19 protein-coding genes are annotated in these 25,136 nt (G+C 46.8%); 8 read left to right on the top strand and 11 right to left on the bottom strand.

The features are described from left to right. Positions 1-131 precede the first annotated feature (131 nt). Complete coding sequence (locus RIF36_RS01520) at positions 132-1,511, top strand: sulfatase family protein (RefSeq protein ID WP_350149273.1); 1,380 nt, start codon at positions 132-134, stop codon at positions 1,509-1,511. Between the two features lie 4 nt (positions 1,512-1,515). Here RIF36_RS01520 and RIF36_RS01515 read toward each other — a convergent pair whose 3' ends face one another. After that, a complete protein-coding gene (locus RIF36_RS01515; protein ID WP_350149272.1) occupies positions 1,516-2,823 on the bottom strand; it encodes a cryptochrome/photolyase family protein in 1,308 nt (435 codons plus the stop codon). A gap of 141 nt (positions 2,824-2,964) precedes the next feature. Between RIF36_RS01515 and icd the strand changes: the two genes are divergently transcribed. Beyond that, on the top strand, positions 2,965-4,191 hold the full coding sequence (icd, locus tag RIF36_RS01510; protein WP_350149271.1) for an NADP-dependent isocitrate dehydrogenase: 1,227 nt from the start codon (positions 2,965-2,967) through the stop codon (positions 4,189-4,191). A 76-nt stretch (positions 4,192-4,267) separates the two neighbouring features. Here the strand turns inward: icd and RIF36_RS01505 are convergent, their stop codons facing one another. Then, on the bottom strand, positions 4,268-4,630 hold the full coding sequence (locus RIF36_RS01505) for a hypothetical protein (protein ID WP_350149270.1): 363 nt from the start codon (positions 4,628-4,630) through the stop codon (positions 4,268-4,270). Positions 4,631-5,080: 450 nt separating this feature from the next. Here RIF36_RS01505 and RIF36_RS01500 point away from each other — a divergent pair, with 450 nt between their 5' ends. The 4 genes from RIF36_RS01500 to RIF36_RS01485 all read left to right on the top strand — a co-directional run bounded on the left by RIF36_RS01500 (position 5,081) and on the right by RIF36_RS01485 (position 9,835). Then, the gene (locus RIF36_RS01500; RefSeq protein WP_350149298.1) at positions 5,081-6,037 is read left to right on the top strand and encodes an L-threonylcarbamoyladenylate synthase; all 957 of its coding nucleotides are present in this window, start codon (positions 5,081-5,083) and stop codon (positions 6,035-6,037) included. Between the two features lie 596 nt (positions 6,038-6,633). Beyond that, complete coding sequence (nqrF, locus tag RIF36_RS01495; protein WP_350149269.1) at positions 6,634-7,935, top strand: NADH:ubiquinone reductase (Na(+)-transporting) subunit F; 1,302 nt, start codon at positions 6,634-6,636, stop codon at positions 7,933-7,935. A gap of 94 nt (positions 7,936-8,029) precedes the next feature. Next, positions 8,030-9,202 (top strand): formimidoylglutamase, encoded by a 1,173-nt coding sequence (locus tag RIF36_RS01490; protein ID WP_350149268.1) that lies wholly within the window; start codon positions 8,030-8,032, stop codon positions 9,200-9,202. A 15-nt stretch (positions 9,203-9,217) separates the two neighbouring features. Then, on the top strand, positions 9,218-9,835 hold the full coding sequence (locus tag RIF36_RS01485) for a 3-keto-disaccharide hydrolase (RefSeq protein ID WP_350149267.1): 618 nt from the start codon (positions 9,218-9,220) through the stop codon (positions 9,833-9,835). 99 nt (positions 9,836-9,934) lie between these two features. On the opposite strand, the gene RIF36_RS01480 is transcribed toward RIF36_RS01485, so the two are convergent. From RIF36_RS01480 to RIF36_RS01465, 4 genes are all read right to left on the bottom strand, one after another. Next, positions 9,935-11,791, bottom strand: a complete 1,857-nt coding sequence (locus RIF36_RS01480) for a M61 family metallopeptidase (protein ID WP_350149266.1) — start codon at positions 11,789-11,791, stop codon at positions 9,935-9,937. Positions 11,792-11,810: 19 nt separating this feature from the next. Further along, positions 11,811-13,295 (bottom strand): outer membrane protein assembly factor BamB family protein, encoded by a 1,485-nt coding sequence (locus tag RIF36_RS01475; RefSeq protein ID WP_350149265.1) that lies wholly within the window; start codon positions 13,293-13,295, stop codon positions 11,811-11,813. A gap of 95 nt (positions 13,296-13,390) precedes the next feature. Continuing rightward, the gene (locus tag RIF36_RS01470; protein WP_350149264.1) at positions 13,391-14,833 is read right to left on the bottom strand and encodes a M20 family metallopeptidase; all 1,443 of its coding nucleotides are present in this window, start codon (positions 14,831-14,833) and stop codon (positions 13,391-13,393) included. A gap of 127 nt (positions 14,834-14,960) precedes the next feature. After that, on the bottom strand, positions 14,961-15,416 hold the full coding sequence (locus tag RIF36_RS01465) for a hypothetical protein (RefSeq protein WP_350149263.1): 456 nt from the start codon (positions 15,414-15,416) through the stop codon (positions 14,961-14,963). A 607-nt stretch (positions 15,417-16,023) separates the two neighbouring features. Here RIF36_RS01465 and RIF36_RS01460 point away from each other — a divergent pair. After that, positions 16,024-16,365 (top strand): Dabb family protein, encoded by a 342-nt coding sequence (locus tag RIF36_RS01460; RefSeq protein WP_350149262.1) that lies wholly within the window; start codon positions 16,024-16,026, stop codon positions 16,363-16,365. Positions 16,366-16,421: 56 nt separating this feature from the next. On the opposite strand, the gene RIF36_RS01455 is transcribed toward RIF36_RS01460, so the two are convergent. After that, entirely contained in the window at positions 16,422-16,871 is a 450-nt protein-coding gene (locus RIF36_RS01455; RefSeq protein WP_350149261.1) for a hypothetical protein, read from the bottom strand. Positions 16,872-17,376: 505 nt separating this feature from the next. Here RIF36_RS01455 and RIF36_RS01450 point away from each other — a divergent pair. After that, entirely contained in the window at positions 17,377-20,871 is a 3,495-nt protein-coding gene (locus RIF36_RS01450) for a leucine-rich repeat domain-containing protein (RefSeq protein WP_350149260.1), read from the top strand. Between the two features lie 127 nt (positions 20,872-20,998). Here RIF36_RS01450 and RIF36_RS01445 read toward each other — a convergent pair whose 3' ends face one another. The 4 genes from RIF36_RS01445 to RIF36_RS01430 form a co-directional block, all read right to left on the bottom strand. Further along, positions 20,999-21,706, bottom strand: a complete 708-nt coding sequence (locus RIF36_RS01445) for an Rv2686c family ABC transporter permease subunit (protein ID WP_350149259.1) — start codon at positions 21,704-21,706, stop codon at positions 20,999-21,001. Then, positions 21,703-22,395 carry a fluoroquinolone export ABC transporter permease subunit gene (locus RIF36_RS01440; RefSeq protein ID WP_350149258.1) on the bottom strand — a complete coding sequence of 231 codons (693 nt, stop codon included), beginning with the start codon at positions 22,393-22,395 and terminating at the stop codon, positions 21,703-21,705. Before RIF36_RS01440 ends, RIF36_RS01445 begins: the two co-directional genes overlap by 4 nt. Continuing rightward, on the bottom strand, positions 22,392-23,240 hold the full coding sequence (locus RIF36_RS01435; RefSeq protein WP_350149257.1) for an ABC transporter ATP-binding protein: 849 nt from the start codon (positions 23,238-23,240) through the stop codon (positions 22,392-22,394). The genes RIF36_RS01440 and RIF36_RS01435 overlap by 4 nt, the downstream gene beginning before the upstream one ends. A gap of 170 nt (positions 23,241-23,410) precedes the next feature. Continuing rightward, a partial coding sequence (locus tag RIF36_RS01430; protein ID WP_350149256.1) for a T9SS type A sorting domain-containing protein occupies positions 23,411-25,136 on the bottom strand: 1,726 nt, incomplete at its 5' end.

The following is a 25,136-nucleotide window of genomic DNA, read 5'->3' as shown; positions in this document are numbered from 1 at the left end:
TTCAGACTCACAATTTCGGTGAAATCAGCGTTGGCAGAGCAGTGTACTAAGCAATTATATGATGCGTTCGTATCAAAAACAGGTTCAGGCCGGGGTTGCGTGGTGAACAAAAAAACACGTATCATTGGCACATGATGAAAATAATTTCCATTCTCTTATACCTGCTCATGGCGGCATCTGTGGTCATGGCACAAAACCAACCCCGGCCCAATGTATTGCTGATCTTCACCGATGATCAGGGCTCGCTGGATATGAACTGTTATGGCTCGGAAGATTTGCAGACGCCCCATATGGATGCGCTGGCTGCTTCCGGCGTTCGCTTTACGCAATTTTATGCAGCGGCGCCGGTATGTTCTCCTTCCCGGGCCGGCTTACTGACCGGGCGTACTCCCCTGCGAGCCGGCTTACCCGGCAATGTGCCCCTTCCCATTCATCAGGAGGGAGCCGGGTTGCCTACTGAAGAAGTAACGATGGCTGAGATGCTGAAAGAAGGCGGTTATAAAACCGGGCACGTAGGCAAATGGCATCTGGGGCATAGCCCCGAAAAGCAGCCCAATGGGCAGGGATTTGATTACAGCTTCGGCCACCTGGTCGGTTGCATTGACAATTACAGCCACTATTTCTACTGGAGTGGGCCAAACCGACATGATCTCTGGCGTAATGGCGAGGAAGTTTTTTATCCCGGCCAGTTTTTCCCTGATCTGATGGTGAATGAAGTCAATCAGTTTCTGGAAGAAAGCCAGGATACCACGTTTTTCCTGTACTGGGCCGTTAATGTACCGCATTATCCTTATCAGGGAACTCCGGAGTGGTTAAAAACCTACGCTGATCTGCCCTCGCCCCGTAAGGAATACGCGGCTTTTGTGTCTACCATGGATGATAAGATCGGGGAAGTGATGGCCAAACTGGATGAACTGGGCCTGCGAGAGAATACGCTGGTCATTTTCCAGTCTGATCACGGGCATTCCTGTGAGGAACGGGCTTTTTTTGGCGGAGGTAATGCGGGTCCGTACCGGGGAGCTAAGTTTAGTTTGTTTGAAGGAGGGATTCGGGTACCAGCCATTGCCAGTTGGCCCGGCACATTGCCCGAAGGCGAAGTACGCGATCAGATGGCGATGGGAGTAGACTGGTTGCCCACCGTAGCCGAATTATGTAAGGTAAGTGAACCCCAAACCGTACTGGATGGAAAAAGCCTGGTGCCGATGATTAAAGATGCTTCTGTTGCCTCACCGCACGAAGTGGCTCACTGGCAGATTGGGCGGGGAGAAAACAGTCAATGGGCCGTTCGGCAGGGCGACTGGAAACTCATTGGCCACCCTCGTGATCCGGCGCAGCCCGAAAGCCTGCTCGCCTCGGATAGCCTGTTTCTTAGTAATCTGAAGCAGGATGTTTCCGAATCCACCAATCTGGCAAGTGAAAATCCGGAAAAATTACTGGAGCTACAGCAACTCTACGAAACCTGGCTGGATGAAATTCAGCAAGAGAACCAACTCAGGAATTACGGCCAATAATAGATTACTGATTCAACGCCTTTTTGTACGTATTGATCGCCCGTTCCCGGGCTTCTTTATGATCGACCATCGGTTCGGGATAATCGTCAGTGCCATATTCCGGGACCCATTTTTTGATATATTCTTCTTCTTTATCAAACTTATCCGCCTGACTGTAAGGATTAAAAACCCGGAAATAAGGCTGGGCATCTACGCCGCTACCTGCGGCCCACTGCCAGCCACCGTTATTGTTGGCCAGTTCGTAATCCAGCAGTTTTTTGGCAAAGTAGGCTTCGCCCCATCGCCAGTCAATCAGGAGGTGCTTGGTCAGGAAGCTGGCGGTGATCATGCGCACGCGGTTGTGCATATAGCCAATTTTATTCAGCTCCCGCATACCAGCATCCACGATGGGGTAACCCGTAGTGCCCGTACACCAGCGTTCAAATTCATCCTCATCATTGCGCCAGGGAATGCGGTCGTATTTTGGCTTAAACGAAGTGTCTACCACCTGAGGCGCATGAAACAGAATCTGCATGTAAAATTCACGCCAGATCAATTCGTTTAAATAAGTTTGGTTCATTTCTTTCGCTTTCCGGGTAAGCTTGCGAATGCTCAGGGTCCCGTGTCGTAAGTGGATGCCCAGGCGGCTGGTGCCATCCAGTGCCGGATAATCTCGCGTTTTGTCATAATGGTCAATGGTTTCTTCGTCAATCCGGTTCGGAGGAATCTCAATATCCGCCCGTTCAAATCCTAAATCCGGCAAAGAGGGCAAACCCAGAGCTTTGGTCTGATACCAGTTGTCAAAAGACAGGGCGGAAGTATAGGGCTCCAGCAGGCTATCGCTAAGTTGGCTAAGCCAGGCATTTTTATAAGGCGTAAACACTTTGTAATAACCACCCGAATTGGTCAGCACCTCATCTTTCTCAAAGATGACCTGATCTTTATAAGTACGAAATGGAATATCGTGTTTGGTGAGGAGCTGGTTGATTGTCTCATCGCGCTCCCTGGCGTAAGGCTCGTAATCGTGGTTGGTGTATACGGCTTTGACGGGATAGTCTTTTAAAATATCTTTCCATACCTGTTGGGGAGTGCCGTGCCTGATCAGTAAGGAGGAGCCTTTTTCGCCCAGGCGATCATGCATGGCGCTGAGCGTATCGTGCAGAAACATAACCCGAGCATCGTTTTTATCTTCCAGGTCATCTAAAATGTGCTTATCAAAAATAAAAAGTGGTAGCACGGGTAAATCAGCTTTCATGGCATGGTATAGTCCTGCATTATCCTCAAAGCGCAGGTCACGACGAAACCAGAAAATAGCGATAGCTTGGTCAGGCATAGGGTAATTTGTAGATTTTTTGTCAACAAAACCGCAAAAACCCCTTAGTGTTTACACTCTCGCCGGGAGTGGGTTCGATAAGAATGCAAAAATGTGTAATTTGCCATCCAAATTTCTTTGACAACCAATCTTTCATTAGAAATGAGCGAACAAAAAATTACAATTCAAGACGGCAACCTACAGGTTCCGGATCAGCCGGTTATCCCATTTATTGAAGGGGATGGAACCGGGGTGGATATCTGGCCTGCCTCAAAAAAGGTGTTGGATGCTGCGGTAGAGAAAGCCTACAGCGGAACCAAAAAAATTAACTGGAAAGAAGTTTACGCCGGCGAAAAAGCATACAATCAATCCGGCGAATGGCTTCCCAAAGCAACCCTGGATACTTTTCGGGAATATCTGGTGGGCATTAAAGGCCCTCTGACCACTCCGGTAGGAGGGGGAATCCGGTCGCTGAACGTCGCCTTACGGCAGGAGCTGGATCTTTATGCCTGTGTACGTCCGGTACGTTGGTATCAAGGAACTCCTTCTCCGGTAAAAGATCCGGGTACTACCGATATGGTGATCTTCCGGGAGAATACCGAAGATATTTACGCTGGTATAGAGTTTCAGCAGGGAACTGAGGATGAGAAAAAGTTTTCCTCTATGCTGAAAGAAAATTTTCCGGATCGTTTTAAAAAAGTGCGTTTTCCTGATACTGCCGGATATGGCATAAAGCCGGTTTCCAAGGAAGGTACCGAGCGCCTGGTTCGTTCGGCCATTGACTATGCTTTTCAGTACAAGCGTGGTTCTGTAACGCTGGTACACAAAGGCAATATCATGAAATTTACCGAAGGCGCATTCCGCGACTGGGGGTATGAACTGGTGAAGAAAGAGTTTGGAGCTATTGATTACGAAGGCGGCCCCTGGCAGGTTATTGAAAAAGACGGACATCAGATCATCATCAAAGATGTGATTGCCGATGCTTTTTTACAGCAGATTCTGCTACGCCCCGCAGAATACGAAGTGATTGCTACCCTGAACCTGAATGGTGATTATGTGTCGGATGCGCTGGCCGCAATCGTCGGTGGTATTGGTATTGCTCCCGGAGCAAACATCAACTACATCACTGGTCACGCTATTTTTGAAGCCACACATGGTACTGCTCCCAAGTATGCTGGTCAGGATAAAGTAAATCCTGGTTCAGTCATGCTGTCTGGTGCAATGATGTTCGATTACTTAGGCTGGACTGAGGCTGCAGCCTTGGTAAGAAAAGGTATTGAAGGATCTATTGCCGCCAAGCAGGTAACTTACGATTTTGAACGTCTGATGGACGGTGCTACATTATTGAAATGCTCGGAATTTGGCGATAGCGTCATTAAGTGCATGTAAAATAAGAAAGGTGGCTTTTAGGGCCACCTTTCTTATTTTTTCTAGTAAAGCTATAAAGCTACTATTAAAGTATCTTTTAGTTTTTTGCCCAAATGAGTTTAATCTCATTGATGGTTTCTTCTACTTCTGTCTTCTCGAAACCCAACCGACTTGCCATACTTACGCATAGTTGGTACTCTTGGTCAGCAATCTCTCCGTCAACAATAGACATAAAGATGGCATCCATAATCTGATCTTCCGGTTGAAACTGATTAAGCGGCACGACATTTTGCAGTTTGTCAGCATCTTTCATGATACTGTCGTACTCATCGGCCTTTACTCCTGTTTCTTCTGCTCTCTCTGCTAGAAACTCCCGCTCACGTGCATTGAGGTATCCATCTGCTGCGGCTATTGCCACCAAGTTCACAAAATGCTCTAACTTAATTTTTCGATTTGTCATAATTACTACGGTTCTTCTGTCAATCCGTAGGCAAGATAAGGGGGATTCTTATCCTAGCCAACTAACTGATTTTCAGCGCATGTAATGTGGAAGAAGCGGGAAAGTTTTTTTGTTTTTTTCTGAGGAAGCCATTCGCAACATTACTTTCTTTTTTTAAACGAAGTGATCGAAATTAGTACCTCATGAAGTAACAAAAGGCTTGCTACAGCGTATAATAGGCGTTTTAGCCGTTTCAGGACATTTCCGCAGCCTCAAAAAATGACATTCGCTGCGTTCGGCAAATAAAAGGTGCATTTCGCTTTATCATCAAAACGAATAAACCCCTTAGAATAGGATAAGCCGTGGTGAAGGAAAATTTGCAACGGCGTGCATAAGGAGCGTAAACAGCAGAATATTTTATATTTTTATGCCGGTCAGAAGTAAAGAATTAAACGCTATGGCGCAATATTGATGGCGATCCGGGGGCAAGACATTCGGCAGGCGAAAGCTTTGCTTAGGGAAGGGGAGTTGGTGGCTATTCCTACGGAGACAGTTTACGGGCTGGCTGGCAATGCATTTAATCCCCACGCCGTAGCCAGCATCTATGAAGTAAAAAATCGCCCCACATTCAACCCGCTTATTACCCATACCGACCGACTGGAGAAAGCTGCTGGTTATGTGCAGTCGGTGCCGCCACTGGCAAAGAAACTGGCGGAGACATTCTGGCCCGGCCCGTTGACCTTGCTATTGCCCAAAGCAACATCTCTGCCCGATCTGGTCACGGCTGGTTCTGATCTGGTGGCGGTGCGCATTCCCCAACATCCGCTTACGCTGTCGCTTTTACAACAACTGGATTTTCCGCTGGCTGCTCCCAGTGCCAACCCCTTTGGCTATATCAGTCCTACTACTGCTGAACATGTAAGCGAGCAGTTAGGCTCCAAAATAGCCTATATCCTGGATGGTGGGGCTTGTTCAGTAGGCATAGAATCTACCATTGTCGGAGTAGAAGATGATACCATCGTTGTATACCGCTTGGGGGGTATCAGTACTGAGGACTTACAACAGGTAAGCCAACGGGTACGCATGCATGAAGGTCAGCGCCATGAGATGCCAACAGCACCGGGTATGTTAAAAAGCCACTACGCTCCTGCCCGGAAAGTAATTATCGGGAATTTATCGGAACTGATCCTCCGTTACGATCCTGAGCGGACAGCGCTGATATCCTTTCGCAATCTCCATCCGCAAATTCCTGAAGCGCATCAGCGGGTTTTATCAGCATCGGGTGATCTCAACGAAGCAGCTCAGCAACTATTTTCGGCACTGCGCCAGTTGGATAAACTTCCAGTAGAAGTCATTCTGGCAGAATTTGTACCGAATTACGGGCTGGGGCGGGCTATCAATGATCGACTTACCCGCGCCTCAGCATAGCACCATTGAGATCAGGTACTTTATTCGCCCTGCTTCAAGCCATTACCGGCTCTTCGGGAGCCAGGTTGGCTGATTGGGTGTAAGTATCCTGGGCTGCGCGGCGAATGTGATCCCACGTCTCCTCATAAGAAGAAGCAAAACTTACGGTGTGATGCACTCCCAGGGGCGCTGCAGATTCACCCACTACCGGGGTGCTAGATTTCCAGAAAAACAATAACTTTTTCATAATGAATTAAATTATTACCTAAACATTACATTACAAACATACAAATAAAAATTGAAATAATACAAAAATAGTACAAGAAATTTTTAAACCTGTTGTCTTTGTGCCCCATTGCAGTACAGAGGCGTATTCAGAGGAGGAAGAAAAACCTCAAAAAAGTACGTGAGTACTGATTGCATCCCACTCCTTGTTTTTTATTTTTGCTTCAGGCCTGAAAAGCAGGAAAAGGGGCCAACTTTTTTAGAATGCGGTGCGTTACCTCCCTGAATCCCATCCAAAAAGAAAGAAAAGCTGGGTTTCTGCGCGATTTTGTACCGATTAATTAGATATATTTGCAGCGCATTCCATAGTGTAATTCAAACAAGATAGTCTAATGACGCAGGTTGTTATCACAGCGATTGTAGCTTTTACTTTAATCATTTTGCTTTTGGTGGCGCTATTATTATTTGCGCAGTCCAAACTAGTACAGCAGGGTGATGTGAAAATTATTATTAACGGGGACGATAAGAACCCCATCGTGACCAAAGCAGGAAGCACCTTACTTTCTACCTTGTCCAGCGAGAAAATATTTTTGCCTTCGGCTTGCGGTGGTGGGGGAACCTGCGCTATGTGCAAGTGCGCCATTGACGATGGCGGCGGAGATGTGCTGCCGACGGAGGTGGGCCATCTGAGCCGAAAAGAGCAGCAGGAGCATGTGCGACTGGCCTGCCAGGTAAAAGTAAAGCAGGATATGGAGATCCGCATACCGGAAGAGATATTCGGTATTAAGAAATGGGAGTGCGAAGTGGTATCGAACTACAACGTATCTACCTTTATCAAAGAATTTGTCGTAAGACTGCCCGAGGGCGAAACCTTAGAGTTTCAATCCGGGGGGTATATTCAGATTGATGTACCGGCTATAACGGTGGACTTTAAGGGCATGGACATTACTCCGCATCCGGAGCTGGGCCACAAGCCGGATGTGTACCAAAGCGATTGGGATAAATTTAATTTGTGGGACCTGACCATGAAGAATGATGAACCTATCTTCCGGGCTTATTCTATGGCCAACCACCCGGCAGAAGGTAACATCGTCATGCTCAATATCCGTATTGCTACTCCCCCCTGGGATAGAGCCGCTGGCAAGTGGATGGATGTAAATCCGGGAATATGTTCTTCGTACGTATTTTCCCGAAAACTTGGCGACAAAGTAACCATTTCCGGTCCTTATGGTGAATTCTTCATCAATCCGACCGGTCGTGAAATGATTTACATTGGTGGAGGAGCCGGTATGGCGCCGCTTCGTTCGCATATCTTCCACCTGTTCCATACCGAGAAAACTGACCGGAAAGTATCTTACTGGTACGGAGGACGATCCAAACGTGAGCTATTCTACCTGAATCATTTCAACAAGATTGAGGAAGAGTTTCCCAACTTCCGGTTTTACATTGGCCTGTCGGAACCTTTAGAAGAAGATAACTGGAAAGTAAAAGAAAGCCTGGAAGATTCTGGTGACGGCTACGTGGGATTTATTCACCAGGTATTATACGATAATTACCTGAAGGATCACCCTGATCCGGAAGAAGTAGAGTTTTACTTATGTGGCCCGCCCCTGATGAATGCCGCTGTGCTGAAAATGCTGGATGATATGGGAGTGCCGCCTGAAAATATTCGTTTTGACGATTTTGGTGGATAGTATCCGCACATAAAAAATAGGGGAAGGGAGCGAATTTTCGTTCCCTTTTTTTATTTTGGCAGGAAGTTAATTCGCATCAACCCAACCTGTTCCTATGAGCCTGAGTCTTTTCTTTCGTCCGGTGGACGCTTCTGTGTACGAGTGGGTCTCGAACCGCAATACCGCCTTCAAGGCAATGGAGGTTTATACTGATGAATTCCCGAACTACGCAGAAGCAGATATTGCTCTTATTGGCATCGGCGAACATCGGGGTAGTGAGTTTAACGAAGGCATTGCCCGGGCAGCGGATACCATACGACAGGCATTTTACCGGCTAAAAAAAGGAAGTGGCGCTTATCGTATTGTGGATTTGGGAAACCTGGTAGACGGGCATAGCCTGGAAGAAACCTACGGGCGGGTACGTGAAGTCTGCGAAACGTTGATCAGTTACCAAACCTTTCCCATACTCATTGGCGGTTCGCACGATGTGGATTATGGACAGTATCAGGCATACGAAACCCTGGAAAAGCTCATCACCATCCTCAGCGTAGATGCCTACATTGATATAGAGAAGCTGACCGATTCGCCGGATACACAGAAACCCTCCCAGCATCATCTCCATAAGATACTGATGCACGACCCTAATTATTTGCTGAACTACAGCCACTTGGGGTACCAGAGCTATCTGGTAGATGCTGAGGTCCCTGGCTTACTGGATAAATTTTACTTTGATGCTTACCGGCTAGGATTGGTCAACCAAAGCATTACCTCCATGGAGCCGGTGATCCGCAGTGCTGATATGCTGAGCTTTGATATTTCAGCCATCAAGTCGGCAGACGCCCCGGGACATGCGCGGGCACAACCGTTTGGGTTAACCGGACAGGAAGCCTGCCAGTTGTGCTGGTACGCGGGGCACAGTGAGCGGCTTACTTCCGCTGGTTTCTATGAATATAACCCGGATTTTGATGACGAGAAGCAAACTACTGCCTCGGTGCTGGCCATCATGATCTGGTATCTGATTGAAGGCTATTACCACCGCACCTACGAAGAAGATTTTGAAAGTAATGATTTTATTAAGTATTTAGTCCCACTGCCGGTGCGGCCTGAGCAAATTACGTTTTACAAAGCAAAGAAGAGTGAGAAATGGTGGATGGAAGTACCAACACCACAGGCAGATCGCTTAAAAGAGCGTAAAAGTATTGTCCCCTGCGATCCTTCCGATTATGAAATGGCCACCAAAGGAGAGTTGCCTGATCGATGGATTCAAACCCAAGCCAAGTATTTATAAATAAGTTAACATATCATGATCAAGAGATTACACTATCATTTCCTTCCCATTGTATCGCTACTGTTGCTTAATCTGGCCGTTTTTGCTCAGGACAAAGGATTTAAACCTATTTTTAACGGTGAAGATCTGGATGGCTGGAAAATCTACGGCACAGAGAAGTGGTACGTAGAAGATGGCTTGCTGATCTGCGAAAGCGGACCCGATGCAGCCTACGGGTACTTAGGTACTGAAAAATCTTATAAGAACTTCATACTGACCCTGGAATTCCAGCAGGAGGCCAACGGCAATAGCGGGGTGTTTTTCCGATCATCTATTGAGGGAACTAAAATTTCTGGCTGGCAGGTAGAAGTTGCGCCCCCCAACCACGATACCGGAGGTATTTACGAATCTTATGGAAGAGAATGGCTCGTGCAAATTCCCGATGAGAAAGAAGATATACTAAAAATGGGTGAATGGAACCAGATGCGCATTGAGGTAGACGGAGACGAAGTACGCACGTATCTTAACGGTGAACAGATGGTCGATTTAAAGGATGAAAAGATTGGTAAAGGCAATGGTTCTATTGCCCTACAAATTCATTCCGGAGGTGGTATTAAAGTTCGCTGGCGCAACCTGATGTTGAAAGAACTGTAAGAAGTTCTTAGATAGTAACAATATACAAGACAGGCGAGGAACCCCATGCTGAATGAGGTTCCTCTCTTTATTATTAAAAAAGCCTGAGCTGATTGCGGATTATCCTTCTGGCTCTTCCAACCACGCGGCTCTTTTCTGTAGCTGCTTCTCACTGGGGGTTTTGCCCTTATCCTCCATTAATACCAATTCATAAGTAGGGTCCTGTCGAATGGTGAAGCTGCCCTTCTGCTCCAATCCGTTTTGCCGATACGTAATATTGTGGGTGCTACCCATATCCCATGTTCTCTCAAAGTCTGCTGCGGAATTGACCGGCTCTCCGTCTATGGTCAACACCAGATTGCCTCTCTCCAATCCGCTTTCGTAGAGGGGGTTGCTTTTCAGCATGGGGCTTTTCACATATAGCCCTTCCTCTTTTTCTTCCCAGGCTAAACCGGGAAAACCAGCTTTACCTGGATTTTTTAGCTGCATGATAATTCCGAACTCCTGTAGGAGAGGTGGAAGATCGGGAATTTCATTGCCATATATACTTTCTTTGAAAAAGGTGTCGGCAAACTTTGTGTCGCCTGTAATGGCTCCCAAGGCGGCTTGAAGATTAGCTACAGTATAAGGAATTTCACGCTGGCCATAATTTTCCCACATGTATTTCATCAGGTCATCCAGCGTTTTTCCTTCAAAGCGGGTACGGATGCTGAGATCCAGGGCCAGGCCGAGCGCCGCTCCGTAGGAGTAGTAACTGACAAATGTATTTGCATAATTGGTTTCATCATTGGCGGTACCGGCATCCACAAAAGGAGCCTGCTTGCTCATAGCAACAGGGCCCTGTATCTGCTGCCCCGGTGAATTGAGTACATAGTTCAGTCCACCAGCAAGGCCACCTACATATTCAGCAGAATTTTTAATGCCAGCGCGTTTCAAGATTAAATCATCGTAGTAGGAAGTGAAACCTTCGGCAAACCACAAAGCATCGCTCATATTGGCCCGGTCAAAGTTAAAGGGCTCCAGGGTTTGAGGGCGAATGCGCTCCACATTCCAGGCATGGAAGAACTCATGGCTGATGGTGCCGATCAGGTCTTGGGCATTTTTTGCCAGGCTTCCCTGGCTGGAGCATACCGTTGAGTTGCGGTGTTCCATGCCATCGCCAAAAATCCACGGATTATAGCTCACCAGAAAAGTATAACGATTATAGTCAAAATCCGGGAATGATCCGAAAACAGAAGCCTCTTCATTGACTACCTGCTTCACCCAGTTGGTGTAGTTGTCCAGGGCTTCTTCACTGTCTTCTACCATGGCGGCAATTTCTACGGTGTACTCCTCTCCATTATCTTCTACCTTCCAGCGACGCCAGCGCATGGGACCAATCATGGTCGGGCTGTCGTAGAAATAATAGTAATTAGGAGCGGTGAAGGTATCATCATCCTCAGCAACCAGTTGCGTGGCTACATCCCAGTCGGGTTTATCGTCAAGCCCAAAAGTAATCTCGATGGGTCGTTGATCAAGGCCTACCCCATAAACGAAGGAGGCAGGCATGTTCAGATGGGCTTTGCGGTTATCGATGCCGGTATAGGTGCCATCTCCGTGGTTTCCGTACAGGGTATAGGTAAATCGTACTTCTCCATCATGTCCGCTCACTTTCCATTCGGAGATGTCAGTTTTGGTGAGCGTGATACTCTTGCCTGAACCATCCGTAGCTGCCGTTTCGTAAATGTTTTTGGCAAAATTGTGTACTGCGTAGCGCCCCGGAGATGATTGAGGCATTCGTAACACCAGAGTATCTTGATCAAGATCCTGAAAGCGGATAGAAATGCGAAGCTCATGGTGCTGTACATTGTCAAAATTTACCTGATAGCGAATAGGGATTGAACTCGCATCTGATGCGGCTGTCGTACGGGCTTGCTCCAGCTTACAGGCCAGCAATGGAAGCAATAACAGCAGGATATAATTTTTCATCAAGCTCATTGAGTCAGTAGGTTTGGTTTCATTTTTGAAAGAGGCCGTTATAATCGCTGCCCATATAGGCTCCCCAGGGAAGAGACTTCGGTAGTGGAGTTTCAGTGGCAATGCGGTGGATCTGAAGCCCGTCGAAAGTATAGGTATGCCGCAGGCTGTTGCCATGGCAGTAAATGATATCCAGGTTGTGGTCGCCATCCAGATCGCCTATCCAGGGGGAAGAGGAGATATTACTGCCTTCAAATAGTTCTCCCAATTGCTTCACATCGTTCCGGCTAAAATCAATGGCAACGAGTATGTTATAGAAAAATTTCTGAAATAGCTCATTGACTTGCTGATAATTGACACTCATAAGAATTTCATCTCGCTGGTCTCCTGTTAAATCAATAGCGACGGCAGTGCTGGTCTGGTAAAATCCCAGTGAATCGGTGAAGGCAATTGTGCCATTAATGCCGTTGATCATAAACTGTCGGTTCCATTCCAGTGCGGGCCATTCTCCCTGTGCAACGGAGGCAAAGAAATCGGGAATGGTATCTTCCGTAAAATAACCCACTGCTAACGAACTGTAAGCTTCCGTATCGGGCAGCGTGGTAGTCCAGAGGGGCTCAAAGCGTTCACCTTCAAACGCCAGCACATCACCGGCTACCGAAATGGCGACTATATCCAGTAAGGTATCGCCGGTAAGGTCCACGGCTACCGGAGGAGCGATAAATCCCTTGTCCGGGCTGCTGGCCAGCCGTCGGGCCGATGATAGATCTTCGCGCATGACATCGGAAAGTGTGGTAGCATACAGATTGCCACCGATGGTTTCGCCGCCAGTGCCAAAAATAATGGTCCTGTCCTCTCCTCCCTTATTCGGAATGGCGATGACTGACATATAAATCTCTTTACCGTCGGGCATGGGGGCTTTGGCTAACAGGGAGCCATCGCGGGCACTGAGCACCAGCAGATGACCGGTGGGGCGGTCAGGGTCGTAAGCTTCTACCAGTACATCTCCACCATTGGACACCAGAATATCTTCCAGGCCATCCGCATTCTGGTCAGGAATGAACTGAGGGTTGTAAAAATTATACCAATTTGCCTTACGGACCTTCTTCAGCCGGGAAGCTGAGAAAAACTCCCAGAGCAGATCCCCGCTGGCTCCATCAATGGCCTTTAATTCAGCGGATCTCCCTCCGATAATCACATCATCGATGCCATCGCCGGTGATATCTTTGAGGGCCGCAGAACCAAAAATCTGATCCCGGGCAGCTACCCTCCACAGCAAACGGCCAGTGGCTCCATCCAGCGCAATAATGGCAGAATCCGAAGCATGTAATTCTTTACGCCCGGCTCCCAGAATAATATCCCCAATACCATCTCCGGTCAGGTCAGTGACGCGGGGAGAGGAGAATGTGCCAATGCCCGGAAGCTGCGTTGTCCAGGAGGATTGCCCCCTAAGAGTAGCAGATGCCCCCGCCAAAAGCAGCGTGACAATAGAAAAAGTGTGCGCATAGAAAGCAAATTTGTCCATTATGCACTCAGATGAAGTATATAGGTCAGTCATCACCTCAGCCCCGCTTGCTTCTCAGATACAGATGATTAGCCAATAATCAGGACCTGAATTAACTATTTCCGATAGTCCAGCGGTGGTTCCCGATCGCCCAGTAAAGATTCGTAGGCAAAGTCCTCTCCGCGTTTCTGCATAAGTTCTTCGCGAGCTTCCTCGGCAATTTTAGGATTCTGATAGACGTCCAGCGCCGTTAAAGCCAGGGTTTTGGCGGCGACCATCATACCTTTGTGACCAATGCCGGTACCTCCGGCCGCTACGGCCTGCCAACTGTGGGCGAAGGTGCCCGGAACCCAGGTGGCCGCCGACATACCCGCCGTCGGGGCCAGCCAGCTAACATCTCCTACATCGGTGGAACCCCCTGTTCCTCGATTACTGACCGTGTACGGTTGAATTTCATTGGCCGAGGCCAGCGTAGCATCACCGGGGTCGTAAGTCTGCCGGATCTGCTCGGCAAAGGCTTTTTCTTCTTCGTCGTAACTCACTCCGCCCACGGTCTTTAGGTTCTCATACATTTTTTCAGAGAGAGTTTCGTTAGGTAGTACATTATAGATGCCGTGGATTACTTCGTATTCCATCTGGGTTTCGGTACCCAAAGCAGCTCCTTCCGCCGCTTTTACCACGCGCTCAAAGATATCGCGTACATCCTGCATCTCGGGGTGGCGTACGTAGTAAAAAACTTCAGCAAAGCCGGGGACAATGTTAGGAGCATCTCCGCCTTTGGTAATCACATAGTGAATTCGGGTCTCGGCGGGAACATGCTCGCGCATCATGTTGACCATGTTGTTCATCGCTTCTACTCCATCCAGTGCGGATCGGCCCATTTCGGGAGCTGCTGCGGCATGGGCCGGCTTTCCGGTAAAGCGAAACTTGGCTGATTTATTCGCCAGAGAAGAACGGGCACTGGCCGAATTCTGACTGCCCGGATGCCAGTGAAGCACCACGTCCACATCATCGAGCAAACCTTCTCGCACCATGTATACTTTTCCGGCACCGCCCTCCTCAGCCGGAGTGCCGTAGAGGCGAAGCGTGCCGCCCGTATTGGTTTCTTCTAACCAGCTTTTTACGGCAATGGCGGCCGCTACTGACCCGGTTCCAAACAGGTGGTGCCCGCAGGCGTGTCCGCCCTTTCCTTCTTCTTTAGCTTCTCGCTCCGGAGTGGCCGTTTGCGACATCCCCGGCAGGGCATCAAACTCAGCCAGCAGCCCAATAACCGGCTCACCTGATCCGTAAGAAGCCATAAACGCCGTGGGAATACCCGCTACACCCTTCTCGATAGAGAAGCCTGCATCAGCCAGAGTTTTTTGCAATAGCTGGGAGCTTTGTTCTTCCTGATAGCCCAGTTCGGCATAGTTCCAGATCTGGTGGGCAATTTCGGTATACTGCTCGTATTGAGCGTCCAGAGAGGTCAGCAGTGCTTTCTCACTTTTAGACAATTTAGACTGGGAAAATCCCAGGGTCGCCAGGCCTAAACCCAGCGATAGGATAAATAATATTCTCATAAATGACAGGATAGGGGTAGTACGAAAAGCCTAAAATAAGGATTGCCCTACCAATGAGTCAATGTCTGCCAGTAAATTTGTTGGAAGCCCCGAAGTTTTTTATCGAGTGGTCGGTGACCATAACGAATTAATGATCGTTATGGCAGTGGCAGTAATCCTCCCCGAAAGGGCAGGTTTCTAAGTCGTTCTGGCAAAAATAAATGGGTTGAGAATGGTCTTCATAAAAGGTTTCAGCCACATCGAGTCCTTTAACGAGCACCTCGTAGGCCATTTCGTGCGGGAGCGGATTGCTGGAGTAATCGTGAAAAAGCATGGGCTCAAAATTGAAATGCCAGTAGAGTTGGGTGAGTATCTGCACCATAAATTCTAACTGTTCGGCATTCCAGTAGTCAGCGGGAGGAAACATCTCCTTACTTAGCCCAAACCATTTACTGAGTGGACGGCTGATCATGTAATCAGCATGAGGGTATTGCTCTCGCCATTCATTCGGTACCAGTGCATCGGGGATATGCTGGTCGCCTTCGGGCTTGCGCTTGGCGGCTTCCCGGATTTCATCAACCAGTTGGTCAAAATAATTTGCCATAGCCTTATATTTGGATGATGCTTCAAATTGGGAATTTGGGCGTAGGTGTCCAAATCGAAAGATGCACGATAAAGTTCATGTAAGAAAAAAACCGTTATCTTACTGTATTGTAAGGATAAAAATAACGTATGAGGCTTTATAAAAAGCTTGTTGAGCCGTTGGGAATGTGGTAATGGAATGTAGAGGTGTTTTCAGTGCGCAAAACGACTGGAGCAAGAAATGATGACCATCTGCTAGTTTTCAGTCTGGAATCTTACTCATTTTCTGGTGGATACCGGAAGAGCATGTGCTGAGACGATGGGTATTGACCGGCAAAACGTCGAATTATTACTAAAAATAAAATAGTTGACCAGATTGGACTTATATATAGAACGCCTTCTCCGGCTGCTTTTAGCTACAGTGAATCAACGATCTTTCTTCAATTTTGAGAGACTCTATCCTTTTTTTGTAAGGCCAGCAGATAGGTGAATGGAGCAGTAAGGAGCAGTTTACACGAACGTTTTCGTTTGGCAACGCAGAAAAATCGTATCTTTCCGCCTAACCTAACTTAATCATTTCTATCATGATACAACGAGCCATTTTACTTTTCTTTCTAACCTTTTGCACAATGACTGTTTTTGCACAATCCGACATGTCGGGCGAGTTACGCCACGTAGTAGTATTCAAGTATAAGGCCGATGCCTCAAAAGCCGATATTCAAAAAGTGACCGATAGTTTCCGGGCTTTGCAGGACAAGATTCCGGGTATCGTTTCTTTTGAGCATGGGATTAATAACAGCCCTGAGGGAAAAAATATGGGGTTTACCCATGTGTATATGCTTACTTTTGAGAGTGCCGAGGACCGCGATAATTACCTGCCCCACCCCGAACACAAAAAATTTGGCAGCCTGTTGGGTGAACTGGGGGTCATGGAAGATGTTTTTGTCGTGGATTATGCCCCTGGAGAATAAATACAAGTCAGCTTACCAAAAGGAGCCCCGGTTTATCCTGAGCTCCTTTTCACAAATTAGGGATTGATTTCTAACACAGCTTCCTGGTTTCCTGTAGAGCCATTAATACTCGGATACGGTACAACTGCTTTCAGGATCACTTCGTACATCTGCCCGCCCACGGTTACTGAGGTAGTATCCTGTTCAATAAATCCTGGGTTCTCTCCTGAACGACAATCACCCAGGCAAAGCGTCAGCGGCTGAGTATCGGCCCCGTCAGACAAAGAAAGCGATACCTCAGCATTTCCGGCCCAAATGCATTGAGCGCCCTCCGGGCAGCGGCTATCCGTGATACTTTCTACCACCACATTCAGACTCTCGGCGGGTGGCTGCCCTGCAATAAGTGCTTCTTGCTGAATCCCCAACTGAAAGGGCTTACCAAATTTTTCGGCCGTCGTCGCGTCGTTATCAGATTGGCATCCGGTAAGCCAAAACAGGCTTAGAATGCCTAAAATTAGCGTTTTCATTTTTTTGCTTCTAACTACTTATCAGACACTAAAAACTCGCAAATAGTTGGGTGTAGCGGCTAAATTCTTTAGCGCCAAGAGACTGCCATTTTGCCATTGTCGGAGTGATGATTGTGAATGTTAAGTCGCAATATAGCCCTCCTGACAGGGTAGCATCGGGTACCACCTGCCTGTGCTAATGTTTTTTAATGGCTTCTTCTTAATGAGATATAAGAGAGCGTGTAAATAATACATCGTTGACTTTATCTTTTCGATACATATCCAACCTGATTTTCTTTATTTCCATATCGTTTGGCGGCCTTTTTCTCCCATTGCAGCCATCAGAAACTTAAATACACTCACTTTATCTCAGGTGAGGTTGGTTAAAAACTCAAAAAACTTACATCAGATAAAATACTTACAACTGTTTTGCACTTTTCTAAGTCTGTATGTAAAATAGATCTATTATTAATTTAATAAATTTAATGAAAGGCTTATTTATTGTAATTCGGAAACCAGACAGGATATGAAAAAAATTTACGAATCAATTCCTCTTCCAGTACTGATTTTATTGAGCTTGCTGATAAGCTATCAAAGCCAGGCGCAAACAAAAGCCAATACTCAGGATTCGCTGGTGCTGTTAGCATTTCATCAGGATGTTCAGCAGCACGACTGGCCGCAGTTATGGGATACCCAGCAGTCGGTATCTGCTTGGGATGGGGTAATCCTGAATGAGCAGGGAAAAGTAACCTCATTAACGTTCGATTCTGACTTGCTAGGAATGGAAGTGGATAGCTTACCAAGTTCGGTGGGCATTCTGAAAGACCTGAACATGCTGAATAGACTAAGTGTAATAATGTTGGAAGTCAAATATATTTCGCCAAAGCTGGGTGATCTTAGTCAACTGGGATTCCTTAGCATGGATTATAATGACATTGAGAGCCTGCCGGAGGAGATTGGCAATCTCAAAAACGTAAGTTGGTTTACACTTACTTATAACGAACTTACGAGTTTGCCCGAAGGTATCGGTGGGATGGAAAAACTCAGTACGCTGTATGTGTCTCACAATCATTTAACCTCCCTGCCCAACGGCTTAAGCCAGTTAACCCATCTGAACTACATTAACTTCTCATACAACGAGATGGAGGCATTTCCGGAGGCGCTTGTAAATATTGAGTCACTGTCAGAGATCACCGGTACGAATAATAAGATGCAGGGAGGAATTCCGGCTGCATTGTGGGAGAGAGGCGAAAACCAGCTAGTGCCGGTTCCACTATCGCTGAATGTAAGCTATAATGAGCTATCCGGTAGAGTATTGGATGAAACTACGGATGAGTATTTGGTCGGATTGTTAAATATTAGTTATAACCATTACCTGTTGCAGGATATTTACCCTGACTACGAGCAGTTAAAAATATACTGGTGTAACCTTACCTTTATGCCGCAGAGAAAAATTGGCTCTCATTTACAAACAGTAACTCCCGATAAAGATGGATTGTTGAATATTCAGATAGAAGATTACACTCCGCTGGAGGGAAGCAAGGTTCAGTGGTACTCCTACGGCAGCATGTCGGAGCGAGGACAATTTGAATACCGGGCCGGGTCTGCGTATCCGCTTATCAAGAATAGCGGGCAAGGGTTTTATTATTGCAAGATAACCCATCCGGACTTACCGGATTATGAGATTGTCAGTAATCCTGTGCGCGTTATTTTAAACAATAAGCCTCCGGTTTTAACATCTTCGGATATCCGGTTCCGCCAGGGAGAAACACCCCCGCTGTGGCTAAGTGCTTCCGATGACTTTTCTTACAGTGAACTACTAACGTGGACAATTCCAGACGAGACCCCCCACCTACAAATTTCATCCGACAATATGATTATACCCAAAGACCCGGCCTGGACGGGTACTGATACATTATACATTAGTATTGAAGATGAGCACGGGAGTGTTACGAATGATTATATTCTTATTACGCATTTGCCTTCGCAGAACACAAAGCCCGTGGTGAATCTTTCTACCGTATATATGAATTTTTATGATGAGTCTCCTTGCGAGGCCGAAGATGCCAGCTGTGAGAAATATTACGTTTGGACTACCGCTCTTCAGTTTGCTCCCTTTGTGCACGATGATTTTGATGATCTGGACGACATGCAGTTCTCCATCGTGGAGTTTGAAGGGGCTGAAACCCCACCTAAGTATTTTTATGCAGGGGTTGACCTAAACTACGGAATCTTTCTGAACTCTTACATAATAGCGTACCAGGATACCAGCGCTACGATCACCTTGCGCGTAACCGATAGCGAAGGCGGCGTGACTGAGCAGGAAATTGAATTGATTGCCAAAATAGACAACCAGCCTTTTCAGCTAGCCGATATTCCGGAGCAGAAGGTTGGTGTAGGAGAAACCTTCCCGCCCTTAGATCTGAAACAATATGCCTCAGACGACTACACCCCAGTAGAGCGTCTGGTATGGAAAGCATATCCACGGGGAGATGTCCGAGTCGAGCTAAAAGGGGGAGTAGCTACGGTAACTCCTTTTATTCCAGGTCAGGCGCAGAGCTTTACCGTTGTTTACGAGGCTTACGAAACAGATTTGAGTTCCTACAAGCAGGTAGAGGTTACTTATACGATTACCGAAAATGAAACCGATGAAGGAAGTGTATCTATCTCAGGCACCATTACTTCAGAGGCTCAGCAATCTCTGGCGGGAGTGCAACTTACCGGTTTGCCGGAAACCATCGTTACGGATGAGCAAGGGGCATTCACTGCCGAGGTTGCGGCTGACTGGTCCGGTACTATTACTCCCGTGAAAGAAGATTATACTTTTTTTCCTACTTCAATTGAAATTACCAGTCTGGACGGTGATCTGGAAAATCAGGATTTTACCGCTACTTATACCAGACATTATGCCATCTCGGGAGACATACTGGATAATCAGGGTAACCCTTTGGCTGGGGTAAATCTTCAAGGTGCTCCCACGGCAGTAGTCACCGATGCTGATGGTCATTATGCCATTCAGGTGCCAGCAGGCTGGACTGGTTCTATCACGGCCATAAAAGAGCAGTATACATTCTCACCGGCTTCGCTTGATTTCACGGATGTGCAGGAAAATCATTCTTCTCAACAATTCGTAGCAAGTTTCATTACTCAACCTGAAGAGTCCGAAGAGTCCGAAGAGTCCGAAGAGTCTGAAGAGCCTGAGGAAACTGAGGAGCCTGAAGCCTCTTATACCATTTCGGGCATCATCACTGACCAGCACAATAACCCGCTGCCTCATGTAACCCTGGCGGGACATACTACTACTATCATAACCAATGCCCAGGGGCAATATACGATTACGGTGCCGGCTCTCTGGAGTGGCACGCTTACTCCCACCATGCAGGATTATGCTTTCTCTCCGGCAAACGTGGCGTTTGAAGATGTACAGGAAGATGCCGACACCCAAAATTTCACCGCTACCTACACCGGCACCTATCTCATTTCGGGTATAGTACTTGACAGCTCTAACGAATCACTGGCATCGATAACGATCAATATTGATGGGTTGGATCAATCAGCAAGTGTTCAAACCGATGAAGCGGGGGGATTCTCTTTAAAAGTACCGGCTGACTGGTCTGGTTCGCTAACTCCCTCTGACGAACAATATAGTTTTGAACCAAAAAAATTAGTATTCAGTAACCTTCAGTCTGATCAGGATGAACAAGAGTTCATGGCTCAGGCTATTACAATCGTAGAGGAAACAGAAACGAACAATCCATTGGATATTATTATATACCCTAATCCAACCCCGGGAGAAGCTGTTATAGTATTGGGCAAAACTTTAAAACAAGAAGGAAGCATGCTAATTACGGATATAGAGGGAAGAGTGGTATGGCAAGCTACTTTGCCTACCGGAAGTGTGCGGGCGCAGTGGCCAGGTACGAATCAGGCCGGTGGAGCTGTCGCCGCGGGTATCTATCAGCTTCGGCTTATGGAAGGAGGTACCCCTCTAAAGTCATTGAAAATAAATGTGATTAGATAACGTAAGCCGAAGTGATTGTAAGTACCAGCATCAATTATAATGCATATAACAGCCTTGGGTTTAAACCCAAGGCTGTTATAAAACGCACAAATCTCAGGGAGTTTTTGGCTCACTCTTGATGCGTATTTTAAAATACCTTTTTCTCAAAAAACCGAGCCAGCGCAAATAAAACAAGGCCATAGGCAAGCAGTCCCAATGTGTAAAATAGCCAGAAATTACCCCCGGTTGCCACAGCTTCCAGGCTGCGAAACGACCAGTAGGTAGGAATAATGGCAAAGCCTTCCAGAGCCTTAACATCCAGAAAGTAGCGCAAGATGGGTAGGTTGAGCAACAGGTTGAATATTTTAAACTGGGCCAGTCCTTCCATTTTATTGCGGGCAAAAGTAGCCGTCATCAGTGCCAGTAGGGGGGCAATGAGGCTATACTGAATGGCCAGCAGCAGGGCCGTACCAAAAGCCATCTCTACCAGGCCACCTACCTGCAATAGTAGTAAATTGACCACAATCGAAATCATCACCCCGGCTGCCAGCCGGAGCAGCACAAACGTACCCGCTTTGATGGGGGCCACCCGCAAGGCACTAAACACGTTCTCATCTTTTTCTTCCAGAAACAGAAAACCATTGATAAAGCCAAACATGGTAGCCGCCTGCATACAAGACCACATGAGAATCACCGAGTGGTAGGGTTCAAAAACCGGATACTGCTCGCTTAGGTAAGGAACCAAAAACTTGACAATAGCCAGCGCCACCAGCGGAAAGAAAAGCAGCCCTTTCAGCATAGGGTCGCGGAAGGTGATGCGAAAATCGTTTTGACTAATGAGCAGCAGTTTATTCATGACCAGATGTGTTTACGAAAGGAGTTTCGGGCCAGATAATAACTTCCTATGATAGTCAAACCTGCATAGCAATAGGCATATACCAATAGAGAAAAAGAGAGTTCTTCAAAAGTAGCCTGTAGCAACAAAATCCCAGGATACGAAGGAATTGGGTAGAACCACATCGGAGAAGCCGCCTCGAAAAAAGGGATAAACGGCAAGGCCATCAGAATCAGCAGCGGGATGCATCGCACCAGAAACTGATTGAATGAAATAGTCGGTGGTACTAACCAACAGCCTACGAAAATGAAGGTCAGGCTGGCGCTGATTACTCCCACCACAAAGTGCACATAGTTAAATTGCCATCCGTAACCGGCCCAGGCCATCGCCAAAGAAGTGCCCAGCGCCACGATAGTAAGCGAAACGGCTTTAGACCACAGATAAGCCTCGGGCGATAAGGGCGAAACGGCGAGCGCTTCCAGTGTATGCTGATCTTTTTCAAAGAGCACCAGTACTCCGGCAAACAATAATCCGGTCACTACGGGGTCATTGAAAATCAAGAGTACCAGTATCTTTTCCAGGCTTCCCAGTTCCTTCAGCAGATAGAACAGGCCCAGATACACTCCGGCCAGCACCGCCGAAACAATGATCAGTTGGTTACGATGCAGTAGTATTAAATCCCAGCGTAGAAGGGTAGAGAACGTTTTCATACTAGGCGTTGTCCGGTGAGTTTGATAAACACATCTTCCAGCGTAGCTTCTTCCGAATGAATCGTCTTGATATTGTTCTGCTGAAGGATATTCAGAAACTCCTCGTTCTGCCCGAGCGTGTCCAGCGCGTATTCGTAAGGCGAAGGAGCATCATGTACTTCTACTTTCACTTTGCGCTGCCCGTGCTGCAATTTCAAGGTAGCCGGGCGGTCCAGGGCTTTAATCTCTCCATCAATGATCAGGGCAATTCGATCGCAGAGCGCATCGGCATCGTACATGCTGTGGGTGGTGATGAAGATGGTTTTTCCCCGAGCCTTCAGGTCCAGAATCATATCCTTGATCACCTTTCCATTCACCGGATCCAGGCCCGAGGTGGGTTCATCTAGAAACAGAATGTCCGGATCGTGCATGAAGGAACGGATGAAATTCAGCCGCATCTTCATGCCTTTAGAAAAATCAGAAACCGGCTTGTTAGCATCTTCTTTAAGCCCTACTCGATCAAGTAATTCGTGAAAGTCAGCCGGACGCTTAAGGTAAAAGTTGGCGAAGAATTGCAGGTTCTCCAGCGCCGTGAGTTTCAGGTAATGATTCGGGAGCTCAAAGCTTACTCCGATCTTCTCATAAAAATCTTTACCCCAGGCGGTCAGGTCGCGTCCTTGTACCTGCACATTTCCTTCATAGCCATCCAGTAGCTTGTACAGAATCTTTTGCGTGGTACTCTTGCCGCTACCGCTAGGGCCCAGAAATCCAAAGATTTCTCCGGGTTGAATGGTGCAGGAAATGCTCTTCAGGGTAGGAGCAGGATTCTTTGGATAGGTATAACGCAGATTGTCTACGATAATCATAGGTAGCCAGTTAGTGAGCAGTAAGTTAAGCAATATGCTATTAATGGACTACTTATCTCGAAAGCTGAACTGCCAATAACGCAAACGCTGTTCTTACATGCGAAAGACTGTCCAATAGGCTAAAAAAAACATCCGAAGTTTTAGAAACTTCGGATGTCTGAGCACTTGATCTATTGTTTTGCCACTCGCTGTACGGTACGGAACTGACCTTGCGTAATCTCAACGAAGTACATACCAGACTTCCAATGACTAATATCCATCGCGTCTTCTATCACCGGCTGATTCTTTATAAAACTTTGATCGAGTTGCACCTGCCCTAATGTGTTGAAAACTCGAAGTTGCACTTCACTGTATTCATCGTTCTTGAGGGTAAACTGCAATTGACCTTGGGCCGGATTGGGATATAGACGTAGTAATTCGGATACTTCGGCTAAATCATCGCCGATGGCGAGTATTTTATCAATGGTTGTGGCAGAAGCGGTATCACTTGGATCGCTTTCACGGCCGTTGTATGCGCGAACATGATATATATATATTGTCCCGAACGCCAAGCCACGGTCAGTATAACTGGTTTCAGTAGTAGAGCCAACTTGTTCAAAGTTACCACCAACCTGGCGGTATACATTGTATGAGGTAGCTCCTTCAACGACATTCCAGTTTAGATCAAGCTGTGTTTCTTCTCTATCCGGAGTCGATGCAACAAGTCCTGTGGGCGCTGGTGGTGGGGCGGTCGGTGGTTCACCTCCACAGTTATCACTGACAATAGCTGTGGCAGAAGCTTCATTAGAATAAGCGGAGTTACCCAATGGACTGAAAGCGCGTACCCGATAAAAATATTCGGTGCCATTTTGAAGTACCCTTGCTTCATCAGCATAAGAAGTACTGTTAGCACCCAATGTAGCTATCTGAGTAAAATCAGTAGAATCTACCATGCGACGTTCCACAATAAAGCCGGTTTCATTGCCAGTTGTGTCTTGCCAGTTGAGAGTGATAAAGCAACTTACCGCTTCAGCAGAGAGTTCATACGGAGCCGCTACTTCTTCGGTAGAAACCACAAAATCATTTTCACTAGAGGTAGTCCCTTCTTCATTGGTGACACTAATTTTTCCGGTTTCCGCCCCTGCCGGTACTTTGACAATCAAAGTAGCTGAGTCTACCACTATAAAAGTATCTGCTTTTATTTCGTTGAATAGTACTTCCTGGGTATTGGCAAAATTACCTCCACTGATGGTTACTTCTCTGTCTACTGGACCGATTCCAGGTGTAAAAGCAGTAATGTATGGAAGTTTGGAGTTACGGACAAATACATTATCAATACGAATACCATCTTCATCATTGGTGCCATTGAAGTCCGCATTATCATGCTGTTGAAAACGAATGACAAATCTATCAGTCAGTTGTAGTCCATTTTGGATGGCGAGTAGCCCTACGTTTACGGAAGGATGAGTAAACCAAGTGTTGTCAGTCCAACTTTCCGGGTCCCAATCAATGACTTTAATAAAATTATTACCTCCATCTTCACTAAAATAGATACCATCTTCAGCATGTGTTTCGTCAAAAAAGCTATTAATGTCAAAAACCAATTCTACCTCACTTTGTCCTGAAAGGTTTAGGTGTAAGTCTAAGGCATTGGTGGCAAAAGCATTGTTATCACATAATTTTCCCATGAATACCCAAAAGCTATTGCTATTAGCGCCAGAGGTTAATCCATAATCGGCGGATGGAATAATGGTATTTAAATCGGTGACTGTACTATCCGGCTGTACCCATGCCCAGGGGGATTTCATGGTTCCATCATCAAAGTTGTCTTCAAAAGGAAGTGTGGCATAAGTGACCGGGGGTTCCCGGACAATGACATTATCAATATAAAAACCATCTTCATCATTGATGCCATTA

The organism is Imperialibacter sp. (assembly GCF_040222815.1).
Taxonomy (GTDB): domain Bacteria; phylum Bacteroidota; class Bacteroidia; order Cytophagales; family Cyclobacteriaceae; genus Imperialibacter.
Note: the sequence above shows the minus strand (reverse complement) of the source record. Positions and strands in the feature narration are given on the sequence as shown.